The 22,080-nt window shown below is 35.7% G+C and carries 19 protein-coding genes; 10 read left to right on the top strand and 9 right to left on the bottom strand.

Annotation, left to right across the window (positions count from 1 at the left end):
* Nucleotides 1–18 precede the first annotated feature (18 nt).
* On the top strand, nucleotides 19–1,491 hold the full coding sequence (putP, locus tag M3189_RS04055; protein ID WP_285889355.1) for a sodium/proline symporter PutP: 1,473 nt from the start codon (nucleotides 19–21) through the stop codon (nucleotides 1,489–1,491).
* Between the two features lie 44 nt (nucleotides 1,492–1,535).
* On the opposite strand, the gene M3189_RS04050 is transcribed toward putP, so the two are convergent.
* Nucleotides 1,536–2,222, bottom strand: coding sequence for a hypothetical protein (locus M3189_RS04050; RefSeq protein WP_251632322.1), 687 nt, complete (start codon nucleotides 2,220–2,222; stop codon nucleotides 1,536–1,538).
* Between the two features lie 209 nt (nucleotides 2,223–2,431).
* On the opposite strand from M3189_RS04050, the gene M3189_RS04045 reads away from it, so the two are divergent.
* From M3189_RS04045 to M3189_RS04035, 3 genes are all read left to right on the top strand, one after another.
* Nucleotides 2,432–3,349 (top strand): DMT family transporter, encoded by a 918-nt coding sequence (locus M3189_RS04045; RefSeq protein ID WP_251632319.1) that lies wholly within the window; start codon nucleotides 2,432–2,434, stop codon nucleotides 3,347–3,349.
* A 22-nt stretch (nucleotides 3,350–3,371) separates the two neighbouring features.
* Complete coding sequence (locus tag M3189_RS04040) at nucleotides 3,372–3,929, top strand: cysteine dioxygenase (RefSeq protein ID WP_251632317.1); 558 nt, start codon at nucleotides 3,372–3,374, stop codon at nucleotides 3,927–3,929.
* 106 nt (nucleotides 3,930–4,035) lie between these two features.
* Nucleotides 4,036–4,884, top strand: a complete 849-nt coding sequence (locus tag M3189_RS04035) for an AraC family transcriptional regulator (RefSeq protein ID WP_251632315.1) — start codon at nucleotides 4,036–4,038, stop codon at nucleotides 4,882–4,884.
* 53 nt (nucleotides 4,885–4,937) lie between these two features.
* On the opposite strand, the gene M3189_RS04030 is transcribed toward M3189_RS04035, so the two are convergent.
* The 4 genes from M3189_RS04030 to M3189_RS26835 all read right to left on the bottom strand — a co-directional run bounded on the left by M3189_RS04030 (nucleotide 4,938) and on the right by M3189_RS26835 (nucleotide 10,134).
* Nucleotides 4,938–6,704 carry an ABC transporter ATP-binding protein gene (locus M3189_RS04030; protein ID WP_251632313.1) on the bottom strand — a complete coding sequence of 589 codons (1,767 nt, stop codon included), beginning with the start codon at nucleotides 6,702–6,704 and terminating at the stop codon, nucleotides 4,938–4,940.
* A 23-nt stretch (nucleotides 6,705–6,727) separates the two neighbouring features.
* Nucleotides 6,728–8,527: an ABC transporter ATP-binding protein gene (locus M3189_RS04025; RefSeq protein WP_251632311.1), complete on the bottom strand. Its 1,800-nt coding sequence runs from the start codon at nucleotides 8,525–8,527 to the stop codon at nucleotides 6,728–6,730.
* Between the two features lie 400 nt (nucleotides 8,528–8,927).
* On the bottom strand, nucleotides 8,928–9,557 hold the full coding sequence (locus M3189_RS04020) for a hypothetical protein (protein WP_251632309.1): 630 nt from the start codon (nucleotides 9,555–9,557) through the stop codon (nucleotides 8,928–8,930).
* 445 nt (nucleotides 9,558–10,002) lie between these two features.
* Entirely contained in the window at nucleotides 10,003–10,134 is a 132-nt protein-coding gene (locus M3189_RS26835) for a hypothetical protein (protein ID WP_285889354.1), read from the bottom strand.
* A 461-nt stretch (nucleotides 10,135–10,595) separates the two neighbouring features.
* Between M3189_RS26835 and M3189_RS04015 the strand changes: the two genes are divergently transcribed.
* The 5 genes from M3189_RS04015 to M3189_RS03995 all read left to right on the top strand — a co-directional run bounded on the left by M3189_RS04015 (nucleotide 10,596) and on the right by M3189_RS03995 (nucleotide 16,745).
* Nucleotides 10,596–11,294 carry a hypothetical protein gene (locus M3189_RS04015; protein ID WP_251632308.1) on the top strand — a complete coding sequence of 233 codons (699 nt, stop codon included), beginning with the start codon at nucleotides 10,596–10,598 and terminating at the stop codon, nucleotides 11,292–11,294.
* A gap of 262 nt (nucleotides 11,295–11,556) precedes the next feature.
* Nucleotides 11,557–13,038 carry a spore germination protein gene (locus tag M3189_RS04010; RefSeq protein WP_251632306.1) on the top strand — a complete coding sequence of 494 codons (1,482 nt, stop codon included), beginning with the start codon at nucleotides 11,557–11,559 and terminating at the stop codon, nucleotides 13,036–13,038.
* 19 nt (nucleotides 13,039–13,057) lie between these two features.
* Nucleotides 13,058–14,230: a Ger(x)C family spore germination protein gene (locus tag M3189_RS04005; RefSeq protein WP_251632304.1), complete on the top strand. Its 1,173-nt coding sequence runs from the start codon at nucleotides 13,058–13,060 to the stop codon at nucleotides 14,228–14,230.
* A gap of 20 nt (nucleotides 14,231–14,250) precedes the next feature.
* Nucleotides 14,251–15,351 (top strand): GerAB/ArcD/ProY family transporter, encoded by a 1,101-nt coding sequence (locus tag M3189_RS04000; RefSeq protein ID WP_251632302.1) that lies wholly within the window; start codon nucleotides 14,251–14,253, stop codon nucleotides 15,349–15,351.
* A 482-nt stretch (nucleotides 15,352–15,833) separates the two neighbouring features.
* Nucleotides 15,834–16,745, top strand: coding sequence for an EamA family transporter (locus M3189_RS03995; RefSeq protein ID WP_251632295.1), 912 nt, complete (start codon nucleotides 15,834–15,836; stop codon nucleotides 16,743–16,745).
* A 462-nt stretch (nucleotides 16,746–17,207) separates the two neighbouring features.
* Here M3189_RS03995 and M3189_RS03990 read toward each other — a convergent pair whose 3' ends face one another.
* Nucleotides 17,208–18,005 carry a DUF2935 domain-containing protein gene (locus tag M3189_RS03990; protein ID WP_251632293.1) on the bottom strand — a complete coding sequence of 266 codons (798 nt, stop codon included), beginning with the start codon at nucleotides 18,003–18,005 and terminating at the stop codon, nucleotides 17,208–17,210.
* 205 nt (nucleotides 18,006–18,210) lie between these two features.
* Here M3189_RS03990 and M3189_RS03985 point away from each other — a divergent pair, with 205 nt between their 5' ends.
* Entirely contained in the window at nucleotides 18,211–18,951 is a 741-nt protein-coding gene (locus M3189_RS03985) for a metallophosphoesterase family protein (protein WP_251632291.1), read from the top strand.
* 136 nt (nucleotides 18,952–19,087) lie between these two features.
* Here M3189_RS03985 and M3189_RS03980 read toward each other — a convergent pair whose 3' ends face one another.
* From M3189_RS03980 to M3189_RS03970, 3 genes are all read right to left on the bottom strand, one after another.
* Nucleotides 19,088–20,305, bottom strand: a complete 1,218-nt coding sequence (locus M3189_RS03980; RefSeq protein WP_251632289.1) for an MFS transporter — start codon at nucleotides 20,303–20,305, stop codon at nucleotides 19,088–19,090.
* 258 nt (nucleotides 20,306–20,563) lie between these two features.
* A complete protein-coding gene (locus tag M3189_RS03975; RefSeq protein ID WP_251632287.1) occupies nucleotides 20,564–21,037 on the bottom strand; it encodes a flavodoxin domain-containing protein in 474 nt (157 codons plus the stop codon).
* Nucleotides 21,018–22,061, bottom strand: a complete 1,044-nt coding sequence (locus M3189_RS03970) for a ribonucleotide-diphosphate reductase subunit beta (RefSeq protein WP_251632982.1) — start codon at nucleotides 22,059–22,061, stop codon at nucleotides 21,018–21,020. The genes M3189_RS03975 and M3189_RS03970 overlap by 20 nt, the downstream gene beginning before the upstream one ends.
* Nucleotides 22,062–22,080 lie beyond the last annotated feature (19 nt).

The raw sequence follows: 22,080 nt of genomic DNA, 5'->3' as shown, positions 1-22,080 counted from the left end.
GAAAAAGGAGAGGGTTAAATGACTATTAACGTACCTACGTTAATTTCAATTATTATTTATTTAGCAGTGATGTTGGTTATTGGAATTGTAGCAGCAAGAATGACGAAAGATTTGAATGATTATGTACTTGGCGGAAGGCGGCTCGGTGCGGGAGTTGCTGCCTTAAGTGCAGGGGCTTCAGATATGAGCGGCTGGTTAATGCTCGGACTTCCTGGAGCAATGTATATAGGTGGAATGAGCGAAATCTGGCTGCCTATCGGATTAGCCGTTGGAGCTTATCTCAATTGGCAATTTGTTGCCAAACCGCTACGTGTTTACACAGAAGTATCAAAAGATTCAATAACGGTTCCAGACTTTTTTGAGAATCGCTTCCGTGATCAGTCAAAAATTCTCCGTGTGGTTTCTGCCATTGTTATTCTTGTATTCTTTACTTTCTATACTTCTTCTAGTCTTGTAGGCGGAGCTATTTTACTAGAGAATTCTTTCGGAATGAACTATGAATTAGCCTTATGGGTCGGAGCAGCTGTTATTCTCTCGTATACTCTTTTTGGGGGATTCCTAGCAGCAAGCTGGACAGATTTTATTCAAGGAATCTTAATGTTTTTAGCTTTAATTATCATCCCTATTGTTGCAATCTTTGAACTTGGCGGATGGAATGAAACTGTTCAAAAAATTGGAGCAATTGATCCAACACATCTTGATGTATATTCTGGTGCTACCACAATAGGTGTTATTTCTTTATTAGCTTGGGGACTTGGTTACTTTGGTCAGCCACATATACTTGTACGATTTATGGGATTAAAGTCAACAAAAGACGTTCCAAAAGCACGTTTAATTGGAATGGTTTGGATGATTCTTTCCCTATTCGGAGCAGTATTTGTTGGATTTGCAGGTATTGCTTACTTTCGGGATTCACCTCTTCAAAACGCTGAAACAGTCTTTATCATGTTCTCACAGGTTTTATTTAATCCATGGGTAGCCGGATTTTTACTCGCAGCCATTCTCTCAGCAATCATGAGTACTGTTGACTCACAATTACTCGTTTCTTCTAGTGCGCTAGCGAATGATTTTTATAAATCACTTTTCAGAAGAAATGCTTCTAAAAAAGAAGAAATGATTGTTGGCAGAATTGCTGTTCTTGGAATTGCAATTATTGCGATTCTCTTAGGATACGATCCTGAAAGTAAGGTCCTTGAACTTGTAAGTTATGCCTGGGCAGGATTTGGTGCAGCATTTGGACCTGTTATTATTTTAAGTCTTTTCTGGAAACGAATGACAAGAAATGGTGCCCTCGCTGGAATCATTGTCGGTTCTGTTACCGTTATTGTCTGGTCATCTCTTAAAGGTGGATTATTCGATCTATATGAATTAGCACCTGGGTTCTTATTTAGCAGTCTCGCGATTATTATTATAAGCCTAATCGACAAAGCTCCTTCAAAGGAAGTTCAAGAAGAATTTGATAATTACCGCTCTGAGCTTGAGCAGGCTTAATCTTTAAATTACCCCTTGAATACTATATTCAGGGGGTTTTATGATTAATGAAATTTCTTGGCTATTTTGTTATGAGTCACTTCAATTTTCCCTGGCAGAACAAAAAGATATTCAATGATATTTTCTAGCAGATCTACCAGTAATGAAGTGGTCTCATAGTCCATTTCCGTTTCTAATTCCAGCATCTTATTTAAAGAACTCTCTGCTTGTAACAGTTGGCTAAGGGATTGAATGGGCTTTGCTAAATCAACATGGTTCGGAAGGATCTCAAGTTGTTGTGATAAAGGCTGACCTTTACTTTTTTCTTTGAGAAAATGTTTCAAGATACTTTCAATAACTCGTTTAGACATAACGGCTGTTGCTGAATTTTCTCGTGTTTGATGCACATTAATCGCAGAGCGATAAGCCCTAATAAGATCTTTAGGTATATTTGGCAGACTTTCGATATGATTAATAAGATGTTTTGACGCTTGGATATCATAAATATAGGTATCTGCGTGTTCCCCTTCATCGTGACCATCCTTGGTCATAATAATAAAAACGGTAGATTTTTTACATGTAGGACAACTAGACTCCGTTAACAATCCATTCTTACTGCTTTGGAAGTTAGCATTGATCACAAACTCGTTTGTATTTCGACATTCTGGACACTCACTTTGTATGCACTTTGGTATTTTAACATTCCCATATCTAATGTAAGAATTGACGGAGCCAGGATTAATTCTTCTCATACGTTATCCTCCTGATTATTCCACTTATATAATACAATCTCCCGATTCAGATAAAATATTACATTTCTTACCGATAGTTTTCCCTTAAAAAGAAAAATATCATCTGCTCAAGCTAATTATTCAAAATTAAATAAAATAACTTTGATTGTTATCCTAGGACAAGCATAAAATGAAATAACTATCTTTTAACCGAAAGGGATTGCTCAGTCATGACTTTTAATAGACCAAGGTTAACCGCTTCGCTGTATGCGTTAATGTCGATTAGTGTTTGGGGAGTTTCATTTGTATCGACCAAGGCTGTGCTCGGTAAGCTAGACCCCTTTTCGTTACTCGTTATTCGCTTTGGAATAGGAGCATTATTTCTATTATTGCTTTTATTATTGCAGCGTCAACGGCTGCGTATCTCCCTACAATATGTTCCTCACTTAATGGTATTAGGGATTCTAGGGGTTTTTGTTCATCAGGTTCTCCAGGCAACGGCATTACTTACAATCAACGCCTCTGCTGCAGGATGGCTTATTTCCTTCTCCCCCATCTTTACAGTGATCCTTTCGCTACTTTTTTTACATGAAAAAATGAACTTTACTAAGGCTATCGGAATGGTGCTAGCGATAACTGGTGTCCTTATCGTTACCACAACACGAAGTGGACAATCCTTTCAATTCGCCTTGAATATTGGTTTCCTGCTGATGATTCTCAGCACGTTGAATTGGGCTGTTTATTCTGTGCTATTAAAAAGTTTAAAAATCCCTTATCCCCCTCTTGTTGTAACGTTTTATATGTGTTTAGTAGGTTTGATTTTGACTACACCTTTTATTATCCGAATCAGAGGGTGGGAGAAGCTAACCTTGCTGGACCAAACAGAGTGGGCCCATTTGTTGTTTCTTGGTGTATTTGTCTCGGGAATTGCCTATTGGTATTGGGGAAAAGCACTTGAAGTGTTAGAAGCTTCAAAGGTTTCAATGTTTTTATATTTGGAGCCTATTGCAACTTTAATTGCTGCTGTTTTACTCTTACAGGAAAAGGTTTTATTCATAAGTGTGGCAGGAGGAATCATAATTATTATAGGAGTGGTTATCGTTAACGGTCAGCTTGTGCCTAGGTTGTTGCGCTTCTTAAAGAAATGACGGCTATAGGAGGAGAAGCTTTATGACTTTGACAGCTAAGATTAAGAGTGTTATGGAATCCTTAAAAAGTCCATCTAAAGCCGATTTGAAGGATGCCTTGTTACAAATTGATATAAAACTTGAAGACCTTGCACAATTGCCAGAACCATCTGAAGGTAAGCCGTACAATCGAAAGCTTCTATATAAAAATGATGAAGTCGAGCTGCTTGTCATGAATTGGTCGCAGTTGGAGTGTGCCCCTCATGATCATGGCAATTCCCACGGATGGATACAAGTGATTTCTGGTACTTCTCTTAATTCTGTTTATGAAGTTAAAGGAAATAGCTTACCTAAAGAATTGTTTTATCAGTACCATCATGAAGGTCAATATTTTTATGCACCCAAAAAGGCTGTCCATAAAATGCAAGCCTCTAACCATACAGATATGGTTACTCTTCACCTATATTCCCCACCCATTTCCGGAATGATTGTATATGACTTACAAAAATGTGCGGCATGTGTTGTATCCGACGATTGCGGTGCCTGGTGGCCCGATGAACAATATCAAAAGATAAAAGAGATAAAACTAAATATGAAGTAAATAAATGAGACCTGGAATCCAGGTCTCCAATGTGTTTTTGTAACTAGGGATTTATCAAAATATGAAAAACATAGAATATACCAGGAAAGGATGAGGTTCTTTGTGTATGGATCTTGGTAGTTTAACATCTAAACTTAATGAGTTAACATTTTCCTTATTATTAGCAGGTTATAAAACTTGTCCGCCAAATTGGAGTAAAAAGGGAAAAAGAACCCTCAATCATTCTCTTTGGTTTATTACGAAAGGAACTGGAGAAATCGTTATAAATGGGAAAAAAAATGACCTTTCGCCAGGAAAACTGATCGTTTTCACTCCAGGTATGATCTGCGACAAAAAAACTTCCCCTTCTAATCCTCTTGAGTTTTATTTTATCCGATTTACTCATGCAGCGGCATTTGAGAAAAAAGAACAATGGCATTTTATACTACCACAGGAAATATCCTTTCCATTACATGGAGTATATACGATTAATAACAGCTCAGGAGTTTTCCTCCTATTAGATGAAATCAACTCTTTATCTAAACGAAGAGGAGCAACGATAGCATTTAAACAAAAAATATTATTTCAAGAACTACTACTAACCTTAATACAAGACTTTCATGTTCAAACGATTTCTAAGGATACAAGACAAGTGATTGAGGAAACGATTGAGTACATAGGTCATCATTATCATAAGGTAATAAACGTAACAGATTTATCAAAAATGGCCGGCTTAAGTAAAAGTCATTATTCTAGACTTTTTAAAAAATTTACTGGTTACAGTCCGATTGAATACTTAACCCATCTACGGATTGATCGGGCAAAGGAGCTGCTTGCCCATTCTGAAATTAGAATCAAAGAAGTGAGTCAAAATGTCGGGTATGAAGATGAACTGTATTTCAGTCGAATTTTCAAAAAGATAGTCGGAGTCTCCCCCACTCAGTTTAGTGATGAACAAAAACTAGCAGGACAATAACAAAGGATGGCTAATCGTAAGATTAACCATCCTTTGTTATGAAGAGAGCTGTTTTATACTTTAACCTTTACCTGCTTGCCTTTGGTCTGATTCATACATAATTGATAGTACGTGGATTGGTTTCTTAAGAGCTGTTGATGATTCCCTATTTCTGCAATTCTCCCTTTATCTAAGACAATGATTTTATCTGCATGCTGGATGGTTGAAAGTCGATGGGCGATGATAATTGTTGTTCGATTCCTGGACATTTCTCTTAAGGTAGCTTGAACCGCTTGTTCTGTTTCTGTATCAATATTGGCTGTTGCTTCATCAAGAATGAGAACATCATTGTTGGCAATCATGGCTCGTAAAAACGAGAGCAGCTGCTTTTGCCCCGCCGACAGTACGGTTCCTTCCTCTCCTAGCATGGTTTCATATCCCTTTGGCAGCATCCGAAAAAAAGAATCAATATTTACAGCCTTCGCTGCTTTTATAATTTCTTCATTACTAACATGCTTATGATTCAATCGAATATTGTCAAAAACAGTTCCTGAAAAGACAAAGGCATCTTGTTGTATAATTCCAATGTGCTTCCTGAGGTCGTTTAAATGAACGTCTTTAATATTTACTCCATCAAGGCGTATTGATCCCTTTTGGTTATCATAAAACCGGTTGATAAGTTGAATAATCGAGCTTTTGCCTGCACCTGTTGAGCCTACAATACCCACTGTTTCTCCTTGATTGATCCTAAAATGGACATCCTTTAATACCCACTCCTCATGTTGGTAAGCAAACCAAACATTTTGAAAAACAATGTTTCCCTGAACTTTTTCTGGAAGTTTCACAGGTTGAACAGGATTTAATATCGTTGGTTTCGTTTCTAATGTTTCAAATATTCGTTCGGCTGATGCAAGGGCAGCTTGTATTTGGTTAAATCTGTCTGCTAGTCCTCTGAGCGGTTCAAAAAACTGTCTGACATAATGTGTAAAGGCATACACCGTACCAAAGGTAATACTACTATCTAATACACTTCTTCCTCCATACCAAACTAATAGCGCGAGTGAAATGTTTCCGAATAGACCAATTGAAGGGTTAAAGATAGAATTAACTACGGTTTGATGCATCCCAGCCCGATAATGCTCCTCATTTAATTGATTAAACCGATCAAGCTGTTTCCCTTCGCGGGCAAATAGTTGAATGACACTCATTCCAGAAAGATTCTCAGCTAGGTAGGAAAGAAGTTTAGATAGGATACTCCTCAAATTTCTCTGTGTTTTACGCAATACCGTTTTAAAATAAAAAGTAACGATAGCAATCACGGGTATGACTATAAAACAAATTAAAGTAAGTTTTACACTCATATATAACATAAGGATAATGATTCCAATGAGAATCAGTATTTCTTTTACTAAGTTCACAATCACTTGTGAGTAAAGCTGATTTAGGGCTTCCACATCATGGGTAATCCTTGTCACTAACCTGCCAATTGGATTTTTTCTAAAAAAACTCATTGGCATCAGTGAAAATTGCTTAAAAATTGCCTGCCGAAAATCATATATTACATACTGCCCAGTAAATTGAAGTATATTATTTTGAAAATACGTACAAATAGAAGAAACCAAAATCAATATGAAATAGACGATGCCTAAATACGTCAGCCCTTGATAATCGTTCATCTTAATGTAAGAGTCAATGGCCACCTTAATAATAAATGGCTGAGCTAAACTGGCTAATACAATAAAGAATGTCAACAGAAGCGCATATAAAATGAGTTTCCTATATGGCTTCGCAAACGTCAGCATCCCCTTCAATAATTGACGGTCGCCTATGGGGGGATGCATCCCCTCTTTTATTTTTCGAATGATTACCCCCTCCTTTTCTTAATGAGAATCTTTCTTCCATTAAGTGGTGGAAAGCTTGAATGAGCAAATGATAAATCCGTTGTTTGCTGGGCAAACATTTTTTTATATATTCCATTCTTCTTTAAAAGGGATTGATGTGTGCCACTTTCCACGATTTCACCTTGATCCAGTAAGATGATTTGATCCGCTTCTTGTATCGTAGAAATCCGATGACTAATGATGATTGAGGTCCGACTTTTCATTTCGGATCGCATTGTGTTTAAAATAATGGATTCCGTTTTAGAATCAACAGCTGAAAGGCTGTCATCAAAAATAATGATCGGAGATGGTTTGATCAATGCTCTTGCAATACTGACACGCTGCCGTTGTCCACCTGATAAGGAAAGTCCTCTTTCTCCTAATTCGGTCTCAAAATTATGAGGAAGATCCATAATATCATCATAAATGTGGGCTTGCTTTGCAGCATGAAAGACTTGATCATCCTGATAAGGATTTGGGTCAAAAGCTATATTTTCCTTAATGGTTGAGGAGAATAAAAAATTGTCTTGTGGGACATATGCAACCGATGTACGAAGTGTATTTAATGGAACATCACGGATATCCTGTTCATCCATAAAGATTGAATTTTTGGGAGGATTGTACAAACGTAAGAGTAAATTGACTAAGGTTGATTTTCCGCTGCCTACTTTTCCGACAATGGCTAAACTAGTTCCTTTGGGGATGGTAATGGTAATATTCTTTAATGCATACTTTTTACTTGTTTCATATTTGAACGATAAATTATTAATTCTAATTTCTCCTTGAAGAGAGGTTATAGGGGTAATCCCTTCTTCATCTTTTATTGCCGGTTCCGTAGATAATACATGACGAATTCGGTTATCTGCGGCTTTCCCCTGCTGCAGGAGATTAATGACCTTCCCAATGTTTTCAATGGGGGCGATCAACAAAGATAAATACGTATTAAAAGCAACAAAGTCTCCAAGAGAAATGGAACTTTTCATCACTAAAATGGAACCAAATACGATAGAAATCAAATAACTTAATCCGACAATTCCTTGACTTAATGAGGTGAAAAGCGAATTTGAAACAATTAACTGTTTGTTGACCTCGACATTGGACTGATTGTCATTTGTAAACTTCTTACATTCTTCTTGCTCTTGAACATAAGTCTTAATGACACTGATACCCGAACAAAATTCTTGAACTCGGCTTGTCACTGTTCCTATCGCTTCTTGTACTTTTAGGGAATGCATTTGAATTTTGGACCGGAAACGATAGGCGATATACGTTAATCCTGGTAAAGGCAATAAGACCAGCAACGTTAAATAGAGATGAATCGTACTTGCCATCATGAATACAGAGATTGAAATTAATACAGCGGCTTCCACCATCTGAAAATATCCCTGCATGACAATCTGCCTCATAATATTGACATCGTTTACGGCATGAGCCATCAAATTCCCAATTCGCTGGTTTTGATAATATTCAGCCTGCAATCTCTCCCAATGTGAAAACAGTGAAGTCCGTAAGTCACGCTCTAAGATTCTTGACATCTTGAATATATAAATTCGACCACTCGACCGAAAAAGAAAGGCTCCAATCCCGACAATGATAAACCAAAGAGACAACTCCCATAAATCCGAAACATGAATCGATTCATTTTGGAGGCCATCTGTGAACTTTTTTAATAAAACGGGTACAAATAATTGCAAAACAAGGGAGACGGTTAAAAGGATTGTGCCCAGCAAATAACTCCATTTATGTAGGACAAAATGCTCCTTAAAAATAGGTTTATTTTTCATCATACCCCCTCCTTCATAAAGGAATATGCTTAGAATAACGTACCCTTCAACCAATCACAATGGATTTCCCCATCATCTTTCATGGATTATTATGCTTTAATAAGGTATATAATAATCCAAAGAACAGCTCAAAGAGTAAAAAATAAAACTACCTGTCTCTCAATAAGAGAAACAGGTAGACGTCAAATAAAAAATATTACTTTTAAAGCCTATTAATAAAAAAAACACCGCCTACAGTTGAACTATGACCCAGAGGGAATACTCCTTTGTAAAATGTCATCAGCAATCAAGAAATTAAAAAAGCAGCATGCCTTGTGGGTATAGCTGCTTTTTTGAGTGATATAGGATTTTTATTAACAAAGAAGAGCTCATCCATTAAAGAATCCTTTAGATATTTACATTATTTACTTGAAGCAGCAAGTACACGCACGCTATCTTCAAATAAATGCGCAACATTTTGATGAGTTTTTCTAGCTTGTTTTAAATAATTGTCTGTGACATCTTCCCAAGCATTCATTGCTTCATTTGTATATTCAATGAATGCCACGCTATTTTGTTCAAAAAGCTTCTCAGTACTTTCAATTAAATCTAAGGCTGAGTTAATTGGAGTTAAATAAAGCTCCTCTAATTTACTAGTTGCTTCACTTACTTGACTTTTTAAAGATTCAGTCACTTCATGAGTAGATTCATTTGTTTTAAAAATGTTGTTTTGGAATAACCCTTTACTCAAATCGCCATTTAATTTTGTGGCTTGATTAAAAAGACCCAGTAAAGTTTTGCTGTATACTCCATGGAACTTTGTTGTTTCTTTTATAGCGTTTAAGTAAAGTTCTTGGGTTTGTTCTCTATAATCTCTTGTTCGAGATACTGCACCTTCAAATTGATCCCAAAACGTTTCAATAAATGAATCCGTAACATAGCTTGGTTCATTTTGCTTCTCTACTTTTGAAACCTCTACTTTCGATACCTCAACTTTTTTAACTTCCTTTTTTAGGATTTCTTCTTTTTTATGCATTACATTTTGAACCATCTTCGTTCCTCCTCATTTACTTTTTAAATTTCTCTATTTTATCCTCGCTATGAACCGGAGGTATGTAGAGCTCAAGAAAACTAAAATACCTTTTAAATAATTGATAGAGCATAGATTGGTATAGCTCGAGTTGTCTAGCATAACTCTTTAAGTACGCTTTACCAATGTAATCATCAAAATTACTATAGATGTATTTTACACATATAAGTAATGATTAGTCAAACGAAAATATGCATAAAATTTGTTATTTTGTCTATTATTTGACTATTTAGGAAAATCATTAATATTAAGCTAATCTTATGGCTCGTTCACACTATTCACTGTTTTCTGTACTACTACTGCTTTTTCACCGCTTCTCCCTTCACCTCATCATGGAGCCAGTTAATTAAAAGAGCGGCTCTCGAATGAGAATCGCTCTTATCTTTACATTGTCATAATCAAGCTATCATTTATCTATTGTTTTGGATTCAATGATTCGTACCAGTTCCTCAATAATATCGTTTAATCTCATTATGCTCGTATCTTTCCTAAGAATATTGGATGTCTTATAAATTAAAACTTCTTCTTTCTCACTCACAAAAATGCCTCCATTCTTAAAATAATGATAACCTTTTAGCACCTATTGTATAATTTTACTCTTATGTGTAATTTACATATATAATAACTCGTTTTATCCATATATGTAAATTACATATATAAATTTTTCCTCTAATAAGTATTATTAATTTCATCTAACTCGTAATAATGATCGTGTAAAATGGATGAAATTCATTTATTGTTTACTTTCAGTTAATCCTAAATGGGAGTACAGATTATAAGGTAATAGGGAATTGTTGAATTAAACGACAAATACTTTCCATTCTTTGTTTTTCGATAATAGAATTGCTCATAAATCCTCAATTATAGGGAGGAACCATCGCATTTCATAAGAAAGTGACGATGGAAACTCGTCATACAAAACAGGAAAGTAAGAAAGAATATTGAATTATACATTTACAAGGTAATAATCTTGTAACTATTCGGAAAGGTTGTGAGTTTATGAGACTTCTGGATGTACAGCCAAAGAAAAACTTCAGCTACATCTTCGTTCAATTTCCAGGAATGAAAATGAATGTCCCTATGCTCTCGAACGAAATGGGTAAGGCGGTGAATGAAGATGTTGCTTTGTGTGTCCAACTAAACAGTAAAGATAAGGTAAATAATTTGTACCTCGTACACACACACAGTATAAACCCCTTCGACTTCACAGATGAAGAAATTGGAGCTAAAGTATATTTTCGCGTCATCAAGAAAAAAGAGACCTCTCCAGACTCAGCAACGAATGAATCCGATGATTTTGTCACGTTTATTACAAATGAGGTGACAGTTGTTCAAAAGAAAACCGCAGCAGGTTATGAATTCGTCTTAGTTTTAAATAATCGTGAAATAGGATTAGTCGCTTCGATTGAAGAAGAGGTTTTACAAACAGAAAAAGTACCAATGACACTTTATAACGAGTCAAATGAAAGTGTCAAAGTTGAAACAGTTAAAAAGAGAAACATGATTGTCTTCGGAGGGAGAACCAAAAAGAGTATATTCTTTGGAGCCCATGTCTTTCAAGATACTGAAGTGATAGATCCAATCCGAATGTTATTTGAGGGCGTTAAAAGAAAAGTTATGGTATTCTCTCCTGCCGCATTAGATTTTATCGGTCCAGGTGATCACAACCAACCCATTTTTATCATGAAGGGAGGCTAAATGCAGTTATTAGAAAAGGACTAGACAATTTCATACTGATATACAAATCGAAACATAAGGACTATGAGAATAATCCTTTTCGATTGAATAGATAGAAAAAAATAATAAGGAAAGGTTTAATCGCTATCTGAATGAAGGAAATTTATATATTAATAAGACTTAACCACGGGGTTAAGTCTTTTTTATTTATTTAAACATAATAAAGATATTCCTGGAAAAAATAATATTGTTTAGAAAATTTTTCTCTAAAGGGGAATTTACTATGTCTGGTAGGAATCAAAATCATCTAATTCCACTTAGCGAGAATGTAGAGGAAAACATTAAAAGACTAGAAATCGAACTCGGAAATAGCGATGATTTATCAATTAGAAGGCTCAAAGTTTCCACTAAAAATGTAGCGATTCTACATATTGAAGGCATCGTTGATGAACATAGCATTAATGAAAATGTAATCAGCCCGATTATACAACTTCATAAAGAAACCCCTTCTTTTAAAACAGAGAATGATATAGCTGACAAAATGGTTCAAATTATTTCTGTGCCCTCTATCCAGTTTATCTTAGATTGGTCAGAACTTTTAGATAGCATCTTGGCAGGCAATACCGTTATTTTGATAGAAGATTATTCAAAAGCTCTCATTCTAGGTACTAAAAAAATTCAATCCCGGTCGATTACTGAACCTACTACCCAAACCGTTATTAAAGGTCCTAAGGATAGCTTTACAGAGAATATAAGTACAAACATATCATTGGTTCGGTCTAGAATCCAAAATGCTAAATTAAGGCTTAAAACAACAAAAGTAGGCAGTGTAACCAAAACAGACGTAGGGTTTATGTATATTGAGGGAATTGCTGATCACAACATTGTCATGGAAGTGATGTCTCGGATAAATAAGATTAAGATAGACAGCATTCTTGAAGCCAATTATATAGAAGAAGCAATACGAGACAACAGAAAAACACTCTTTCCTCTTATGCAAAGTTCTGAAAGACCTGATATAGTTGCTGCGAATTTATTAGAGGGCAAAATTGCTATTATTATCCAAGGAACACCATTTGTCTTAATTTTACCGGTATTACTCATTCAGTTCTTTCAATCTCCAGAAGATTACTATGAAAATAATGTTTTCAGCTCATTTTTGAGATTAATTCGAATTGGCTCTTTCCTTTTGAATATGTATGCCTCCGCCATTTATTTAGCTTTAATTACGCACCATCAGGGATTAATCCCTACTACATTAATGGTCACGTTAATGGCACAAAGAGAAAGGGTTCCTTTTCCAGTAATCATTGAATTATTACTTATGGAACTAGCATTTGAAGTACTAAGAGAGGCTGGAGTTCGGATGCCTAGAGCAATTGGTCCAGCCGTTTCCATTGTTGGGGCACTAATTTTAGGACAAGCTGCAGTGGAAGCAGGATTTGTTTCTGCAGCAATTGTTATCATTGTAGCCACGTCAGCTATAAATAGCTTTACACTTCCGAACACAAATATTGTCAACACTGCAAGAGGCTTGCGGTTTTTATTGATTTTCAGTTCGGCTTTTATAGGATTTTATGGCATTTTGCTACTCACATTATGTATATTAGTACATCTTTGTAGTCTACGCTCGTTCGGCGTGCCTTATGTTGCTCCTTTTGCACCATTCAGAATGGGCGCTCAAAAAGATAGCTTAATCCGGTTTCCAATTACTTCTTTAAACATGACTCATTCAAATATTCAAAAAGATACTAAAACAAAATGAATTCGAGCAGGAGTTACAAATGAGAAAACTCGTCACTTTACTCTTCATCCTATTGTTAATCCCTGGCTGTTCCAATTATAGGGAGTTAAACGAACTAGGCCTTATTATTGCCATGGGAATAGATGTCTCTCAGGATATTGATGATGGATATCGAGTTACGTTCCAATTGATTAACCCAAGCCAATTGTCTCCGACAGGGGCTCCTACCGGGATACCAGTTTCTAACTATACGGTAGAAGCAGAGACAATAACAGAAGCCTATCGGAGAGCATCTATTATTATCCCGAGATATAACGACCTTTCACACTTATCATTGGTCGTCATTAGTGAAGAGTTGGCACGAAAAGGTACAAATTTGGTATTTGATGCATTTGAACGAGGAAAACAAGCAAAATCTACTTTTCCCATTTTTATTGCAAGAGGAACTTCAGCAGAAAATGTACTCGGGGTGGTTGAACCGCTTGAATCAAATCCAACAAAAAGTGTTAGAAGTACAAGTGAAAACAACCAAAAAATGTATGGGATTTCAAAAGTTATGTCCTTACATGAAGTCATTACTATTCTTTCAAGTGAAGGAAAAGACCTGGTATTACCAGGAATTAAGTTAAATAAAAACCTAACATCCAAAAACCAAACTGACAATTTAAATAATATTAAACCATCTGTTATTGAAGTTAGTGGTTTAGCATTATTTAATAAAGATAAATTGGTAACCTGGTATGATGGTGAAATGGCACGGAACGTCCATTTAGTTTTATCAGAAATTGACAGTACGTCATTTACAATACCCTGTGAAAAAAAGAATATGACACTTATCTCTAAAAGAATGAGAGGTACAATAAAAACCCTTTTAAAGCCTATTCCCACTTTACAAGTGAACATAGCAATAAACACTGAAATATCGGAAGTGAACTGTAATAAAGATTTAACTAACACAAAAGTGTTAACAGATATAGAGGAGGATTTAGAAAAAGAAATAACAAGACAAGTCCAGCGAACCATTCAAATCTCACAGGATACAGGAACTGATGTGTTTGGATTTGGAACCAAATTGTCAAAAGATAATCCTAGTTATTGGAAAAAACACAAAAAAGAGTGGAATACCCTTTTCAGCAAGGCAAAAGTGGCGGTTAACGTAAAAGCTTCTATAAATGATTCAGGCCACGTAACCGATCCCTATGAACCCAATTAATAACCAAGAGGTGAGCAGCAATGTCTAATGAGAGAATTGATGGGTATCAACTTTTCTGCTTAATCGTCCTTTTTTTGTTTGGGACCACCATATTTTTAGACATAGGCAGCGGAGCAAAACAAGATGCCTGGATCGTAACCCTTATCTCACCTTTAGCTGGGTTAATATTATTCACGATTTACTTTCAACTTCATAAGAAATTTCCTACTCTTCCCCTAACAGAATATGTAAGAAAAATTTGGGGTAATTTCCTAGGAAGCATCATCAGTTATTTTTATATTATTTATTTTATTTATATAGCATCAAGAGTTTTACGAGATATTGAAGAAATACTCATTAATTCTGCCTACTTCAAAACTTCAATCACGGTTATCGGTATTTGTATGATGTTTACCTTAATCTACACAGTGAATTTTGGGTTTGAAGTATTTGCAAGGGTAGCAAGTATTTGCTTTTTTTTGATTGGTCTTACCATATTAATCATAAATATCATGTTTATCATAACCGAGCTAATCCATATCGAAAATATTAGACCAATACTTGCAGAAGGATGGAAACCGATCGTAAAAGAACTGCCGCTGAATATAACCGTTCCTTATGGGGAATTAATTACGTTCTCAATGATTCTCCCCTATTTGAATAAACAAACAAAAATATTCAAGACGGGAATGATGGCCGTACTATTTGCTGGCCTCTATTTTACCTTAAACATTCTTTTATTAATTTGTGTACTAGGAACTGACGTCTTGGCAAGATCTTCATTTCCTGCACTTAAAGCAGCCAGTTTTATAGATATTGCAGGATTTATCCAGCGTTTAGATTCTTTTGTCATCATTTTAGTTGTGTTCTTAGGATTTATTAAAGTATCTATGTTTTTCTTTTGTGCAGTCATTGGAATGAACACTCTGTTTAAGATAAAATCAAGTGCACTAACCACGTATTCAATAGGGGGAATTATATTCCTATCGTCCATTATGATAGCACCTAGTTATCAAAAACATTTAGATGAAGGGCTAGAAATCGTACCTTATATGCTTCATATTCCATTACAGATAGTCGTCCCTCTTTTATTACTACTCACTGTCTTAATAAAGGGGAAAATAAAAAATGTGATGAATTGAAAATTCAAAGAAGTTATTTTCTTTTTCTGATTTTATCCAAAATTAGCAGAACCAATATTATGAAACAAATCAAAATAAGAAAATAATCTTCTCCTTTAGCTACCTTTAATAATTTACTAAGACTAAACCATGCTTCGGACAAATCATGGCCTTGTATTTTGTCTATAAGAACAACTAGAGAGATTGTACTTATTAAAATTAAGATTAGAAATCCTGTAGTTCGCACAACTTTCACCCTCAAGTTCCGTTTTTGTTTTGAAAATAAATTGACTTTACTATCCTTAACAAGTTTTTTTATTCATAACCAAACTCTTTTTTATTGACATTCGTTTTGTTTTCATTTATGATGGCAAAGGTAAATTGAATTTCAAAAAAACATTGTATGTGGACTTTTCTAGAGAATCTCTATTTTCGCCACACAGCTTTTATATAGCTGTGTGGCTTTTTTGTTTGTTTTTTTAGAATTGAAAGGGGTAAAAAACATGAAAACTTGGCAATACGCACTAATTGTTTTAATAGGAGGCTGCTGTTATGGAGCATTATCAACTTTTGTAAAGCTAGCTTATTCCGCAGGTTTTACGAGTGCTCAGGTAACGGGAAGTCAATTCTTAATGGGGACTCTTTTAATCTGGATAGCAGCTCTTTTTTCGAAAAAGAAAAAACTGACACTGCCGAAAATAGGCAAATTACTTATATCAGGAATTCCACTTGGTTTAACAAGTCTATTTTATTACCAATCACTGCAATCCCTAAATGCTTCGCTTGCGATTATCTTTTTATTTCAATTTGTTTGGATTGGCAGCTTATTCGAGTGGATTTTTTATAAAAAGGCACCCACACTTGGAAAAATGGTTTCTATTGGAATTCTACTTATTGGTTCCATTTTTGCATCAGGAATTATTGGAGTGGGCTTCGGAGATATTACTTGGCAAGGAACTGGTTGGGGAATGCTTTCCGCTTTGACCTATACCACTTTTATCTTTGTTAGCAGCTCAGTTGAAAAAGATACACCAGTCGTGCAAAAGAGTGCTCTGTTTACCACTGGGGGCTTAATTACTGTTTTTATTCTCAATCCGCCAACAGGGTTTTTGCAATTACCAGTTTTATTGGAAATTGCACCGTACGGTTTGTATCTTGGCCTATTAGGGGTAGTCTTGCCGCCGATTTTATTTACTATCGGGATGCCGCATGTTGGACCAGGACTTGGGACCATTTTAACGTCCTCTGAACTTCCAATAGCTGTAATCTTATCCGCGATAGTCCTATCCGAGCATGTTAGTATGTTCCAATGGCTGGGTGTTATTTTAATATTAGGGGGAATAGTTGCAGGTAATTTGAAGTTTACACATACCAAAAAAAGGTCAACAACATTGGAAATGGAATCCGCCTCTTAAATTAGGAATCTAGGTGTAGAGAGAACATGAAGTACAAAAAGGTGCCAGGTACACTCCATATAATTTGGGGGTGCCTGTCACCTTATTTTTTCTTTATCTTTCCCCTACTCCTTTAATGACCTCACGAACTAAATCTATTTCCTCTTAACCTTTTTATTGTTTCATATTCTTGGTATTTACTATTCTTTTTTTTAGAATAAAGTGCATTTATTGATGCTCTAATACTGGAACAATACCCACAATTTATACATTTACCCTCTTCAAACAGTCTTAATGCCCTACATTCCGGACATTTATGAATATCCATCCGAGATCCCCCACTATCCTATTAATAATTATTAAATAATATGAAGGGGGATGGATTTATATAAATAATCCTTTAATTTTATTTTATTATGTGTTTTTTTGGTAACGTTCTGCAACAAATGCCATATCTCTTAAGAACATTGTCCACAAGTTTTTTCATTCCTTAAGTCGAGGTTTAGCAGGGTCACAATTTGGCGGATCAATGTTTGCCGATTCTGCTAATTTCATTAGATAATAACATTCTTCCCGGTACATATGGTCAGCCATTAGAGGTGCAAATGTTCCTAATGCTTGGTTACTTAGTTCTAATTCTTCTAGTTCCGTTAAAAAATTTTGAAATAACTTAATTTCTAATTGTGCCTCATTCGTCATTTTTGCCAAAGCTGGAAAGGTCGTCAAATTGGTTCTTAAATAGCCTGCCAGCTCTACAGCTTTTAGATAAAAGCCTTCGAAATCCTTCTTAAATGTCTTACTTTTCTTTCTTAATTGCACTTCTACACCATCTAAATTTGAATAAATAGCGTCTGAATGACCTGCTGCGTCTAATAACCAAAGCAGGTGATGATGAAGTTCATGGTAAACTGGTGGCATATTCCCCTCTTTTAAATGATTGATAATCCTTAAATATTCCTCTAATTCATTTACCATATGATTAATAAAAGTAGGTGAGAGGTGGATTTTGATTTTTCCAACGAGATGTTGTCTAATTAAGTCTAATTTGAATTCCCTTAATTTTAGGACCTCTGGTTCTACTTGAGCTGTTAGTTGTGTCAATGGAGAGGATTTTGCGTGTTCTAGAAGTGCATCAAATATATTAATAAAATTCGTGGCAATCTCAAGCTCAACTTTTTGAATGGGGGCAAGGGCTTCAAAAATAAACCTAGAATGATCACCTACTATTTGAAGCCAAAAACGATGTTCAAATCTGGCTGACCTTTCAAAAACTTCATTCATTTCATTTCCTCCTAGAAAAAAATTTCCACACTAATTTGAAATTTATTCTACTATGGCACGTCTTATGAACATCGGTTTTAGAGGATAATTGAATGTAGCGGCGGATAGCTATTAAAACTTGCATAAACCATTTCGGGAGGATATAAAGGATATGAAGATTTAAATGGAGAATTACCTTCATATTAATCATTAGGAGTTTTGCAAAATGGAGAAAATTGCTATTATTTCAGACATTCACGGAAATATACCTGCTTTAGAATCTGTACTGGCTGATATCGAATCTAGACAAATTAAGAGAATTATTTGCTTGGGTGATTTAGTAGGCAAAGGACCTCAATCAAGCATGGCAATACAAATGGTCCAAAAGCATTGTGAAAAAGTGGTTAGAGGGAATTGGGATGATTTCTTTCCTAAACCCCAAGAGTCAGACACAATCAAATGGCATCAAAACCAATTAACGAAAATACAAATGAATGATTTAGAAGAACTACCGTTTTCAGAAGAATTTATGATGAGCGGAAAACTAGTTAGAATGTTTCATGCTTCACCGCGGAGTGTATATGAAAGAATTCAACCGTGGGACTCTCTTGAACGTCGCTTAAGTATGTTCGAAAACACAGAACTCACAGAAAATATTGCAGGAAAAAGAGAGCCTGATATTGTCTTTTATGGAGATATTCATAATGCATATCAACAAAATATTAAAGGTAAAACCTTATGTAACGTGGGCAGCGTAGGGAATCCTCTTGACCTTACTCAGGCATCCTATGCCATTCTCGAAGGAGAATATAATCAAAGTGAAAATGGAGTTTTTTCGATTCAGCTTGTTCGAGTTCCATATGATATCGAAGCATCCATACATATCGCAAAAGAAATGGACATGCCCGAGCTTGAGGAATATATTCTAGAATTAACCACTGCAACATATCGAGGATTAAAAAAGTAGAGTTTTTAGTGAAGACAAACCAAGTACCTCCATCATGTTTCATTCAAGCGATTCAAATGATTATTCAAAAATTTATTTTATAACAGTAAAAAGCCATTCCCACCTACATTCATGATGGAGAGAATGGCTTTCTACTTTAGATTGCTTCTGATAAACTATTGAATTCTTCTTTAATACCTTTACCTTTTCGCAAACTAATCATCGCTATAAAGGAGATACAGTAAAGTAATGCTAGGTACGTCATGGCTACCGTTACATTTGCGTGTTGCAGGATATATCCAACTAAGATTGGTGATAATCCCCCTAAAGCTCTTCCGAAGTTAAAAATAGTATTCGTTGCTGTACTGCGAATTTCTACTGAATAATACTTACTAATTAAAGCTCCATAACCTGCAAACATTCCATTTGAGAAGAACCCTACAATTGCACCGCCAATTAGGAGTCCTGTACTGCCTGAAGCAAAGGAATATAGGAAGACAGCAACAGCCGAAGCTAATAAGAAGATTCCATATGAGCGCTTCATACCAAACCGATCCATAAATTGTCCAAATGTTAACATCCCAGCAATCATACCCGCTGCGGTACTGATGGTCCAAAGCGCCGAGCTTGAAACAGATAAGCCTTGCGATTGCTGGAGCATGGATGGAAGCCAAATCATCAAACCATTATAACCAGCAATTTGTACAGTTGCCATTATTGCTAAAGCAAGCGTAGTTACTGTAGTTTTAGGTGTTGCAAATAATTGTTTTAGTTTCCCTTGCTTCTGAACCTGTTGCTTATTCTTTTGAGACTCCAGCCATGCCGGTGATTCGTCAAGTTTCTTTCGAACGATAAAGGCGAAAATAACTGGGGCCAATCCTACGAAGAACAACCCTCTCCATCCCCAAGACGGAAGAATCATCGCACTAAGAAGAGCTGCTAGGATAACACCGTATTGAGCACCGACACTTACATACGAGGAAGCGCGCCCTTGTTTATTTTTTGGCCAGGCCTCAGCTACTAGAGCCATCCCGATACCGTATTCTCCACCTGCACCTAAGCCTGCAATAAATCGAAATAAATATACTTGTTCAATATTTTGTGCGAGCCCGGTTAAGGCAGTTCCGACAGCAAATAATAGGATGGTATAGGTAAAGATTCTAACTCTCCCAAATTTATCTGCTAAAATACCGAAAATGACTCCCCCAGCGAGCATTCCTAAATTAGTAATAGAAGAAATAAGTCCACCGGCTGCCATATCAATTTGAAATTCAGAAATAATCATCGACATGGCAAAGGATATGAACATAATATCCATTCCCTCTAGTGTTAAACCTGCTACTGATGCGACTACTGTTTTTTTACGATAATCCATTCTTGTTGTTCTCCTTTCGAGCCTCACAGGACTCAACTTAAAAGATTTTGAGCAAAAATAAAATGCCTTTCCATCCAAAGGACAAAAAGGCATTCATAGACATAATAAATATGTTATGAAGTATACATTCGCCTTTTTGGCCTCTCTGGACCAGATTTAAAGGGATTTAATTTCAACTAATAGTAACATGATAATAATCAGGTGACAATATATTTAAAAAATAATAACTTTAAATCTACAGAAAATCCACCCCATAAACTACATTACCTGTTTTTGCATACTTGTTCGCAATAGCAGTATTTCAACAAATTTTCTGCAACGATTTAAATCCTGTTCTTGCGGCAATAGTTCTACCTTCAATGTAGCAGCTAAGTTTGTGTGGACGTACAGCATGTCTCGAAATTGATCGACCGCTCCACAAAACATTGGATAAAAGCTATCTCCCGTTCCAAAAACGGCAGTAGTAATGTCTTTTCCCTTAATTGATTCAAACACTTGATAGAGTTGCCTCATTTCCCTAGGAATTTCACCATTTCCCCATGTGTACGTTCCTATAGCCACTGCATTAAATTTACTTAAGTCTGCTAATGAAAACTCATTTATACTATAAATTGATATATTGCCTGCCTTCCCTAGCAAAATCCGATAAAGTTCTTCAGCCAATACTTTCGTGTTTCCGGATACGGACGCATAAACAATGGCAACGGATATTTTACAATTCGTCAAATCCATTGGACTGTGAAACCTTTGAATAGGTTCTGGACTTTTGTTCAAAGAAATCCGACTTCGTTTCATTCATCATTTCATCTCCAAAGATTTGAATCCACGGCATTGGATTGCTTCTTTCATCATAAAGATTTTTCAAGCCAAGTTGTCTCAATCGTTTATTTGCCAAATATTCTACATATCCATCGAATTCTACTAAATCAATCCCTTTTATTTCGGATAATATATAGTGAGCCCACTCTTTTTCTAGTGCAACTGCCTCACTAATTGTTTCATGGACATATTGGATATTTTCATCCGTATGAAGTTCAGGATTTTCAGTTAAAAGGATTCGAATAAATTGAGAAATAAAATAGGCATGCTGCATTTCATCCCGTTGAATATAACTAATCATCGTACTTGTTTTCAGCATTTTTTGCTGACGTGCTAAATGATAGAAGAAAGCAAAACCTGCGTAAAAGTAAATACCTTCAAGATTGATGGAATTTACACATAAATTAAATAACGATTGTGGGGTTGGATTTTGTCTAAATTCTTCATATGCGTCTAAAATTAATTGATTTCGTTTTCGGACAATGTCATCACTTTTTGCTTGATTAAATCGTTCATTTTGTTCGCCAATGGGAACAAGCGAGCTTAGTATATAAGAATACGATTCATTATGAACGGCTTCTTGTTGTGAAATAACCGCAAAGATCGCTTTGAAACTAGAGTCACTCACATAATCCATTACTTGACTCATCGTTGGGGTCTGCAAGCTATCTAGTGAAGCAAGCTGCGTATTAATACGCAGAAACACATCCTTTTCATGTTCACTAAGGAAATCCCATTGTTTAATATCATCCTGCATATTAATTTCTTGCGGTTTCCAAAAGTTCGATAATAGAGTTTGATATAAGTCGTACATATTCGGATAGGCAATATCATTCCAATTAAGAATACCTGATGACTCTCCATTTATTATCCTAGTAGATTTGTTTGGAAAATTTGGATTTAGTAATTTTATTTTGTTTATTGGTGTATGTATCATCAAATAAAGACCTCCTCAA

It is taken from the genome of Neobacillus niacini, assembly GCF_023715415.1.
Taxonomy (GTDB): domain Bacteria; phylum Bacillota; class Bacilli; order Bacillales; family Cytobacillaceae; genus Neobacillus; species Neobacillus niacini_C.
This window is presented reverse-complemented; position numbering and strand designations above follow the sequence as displayed.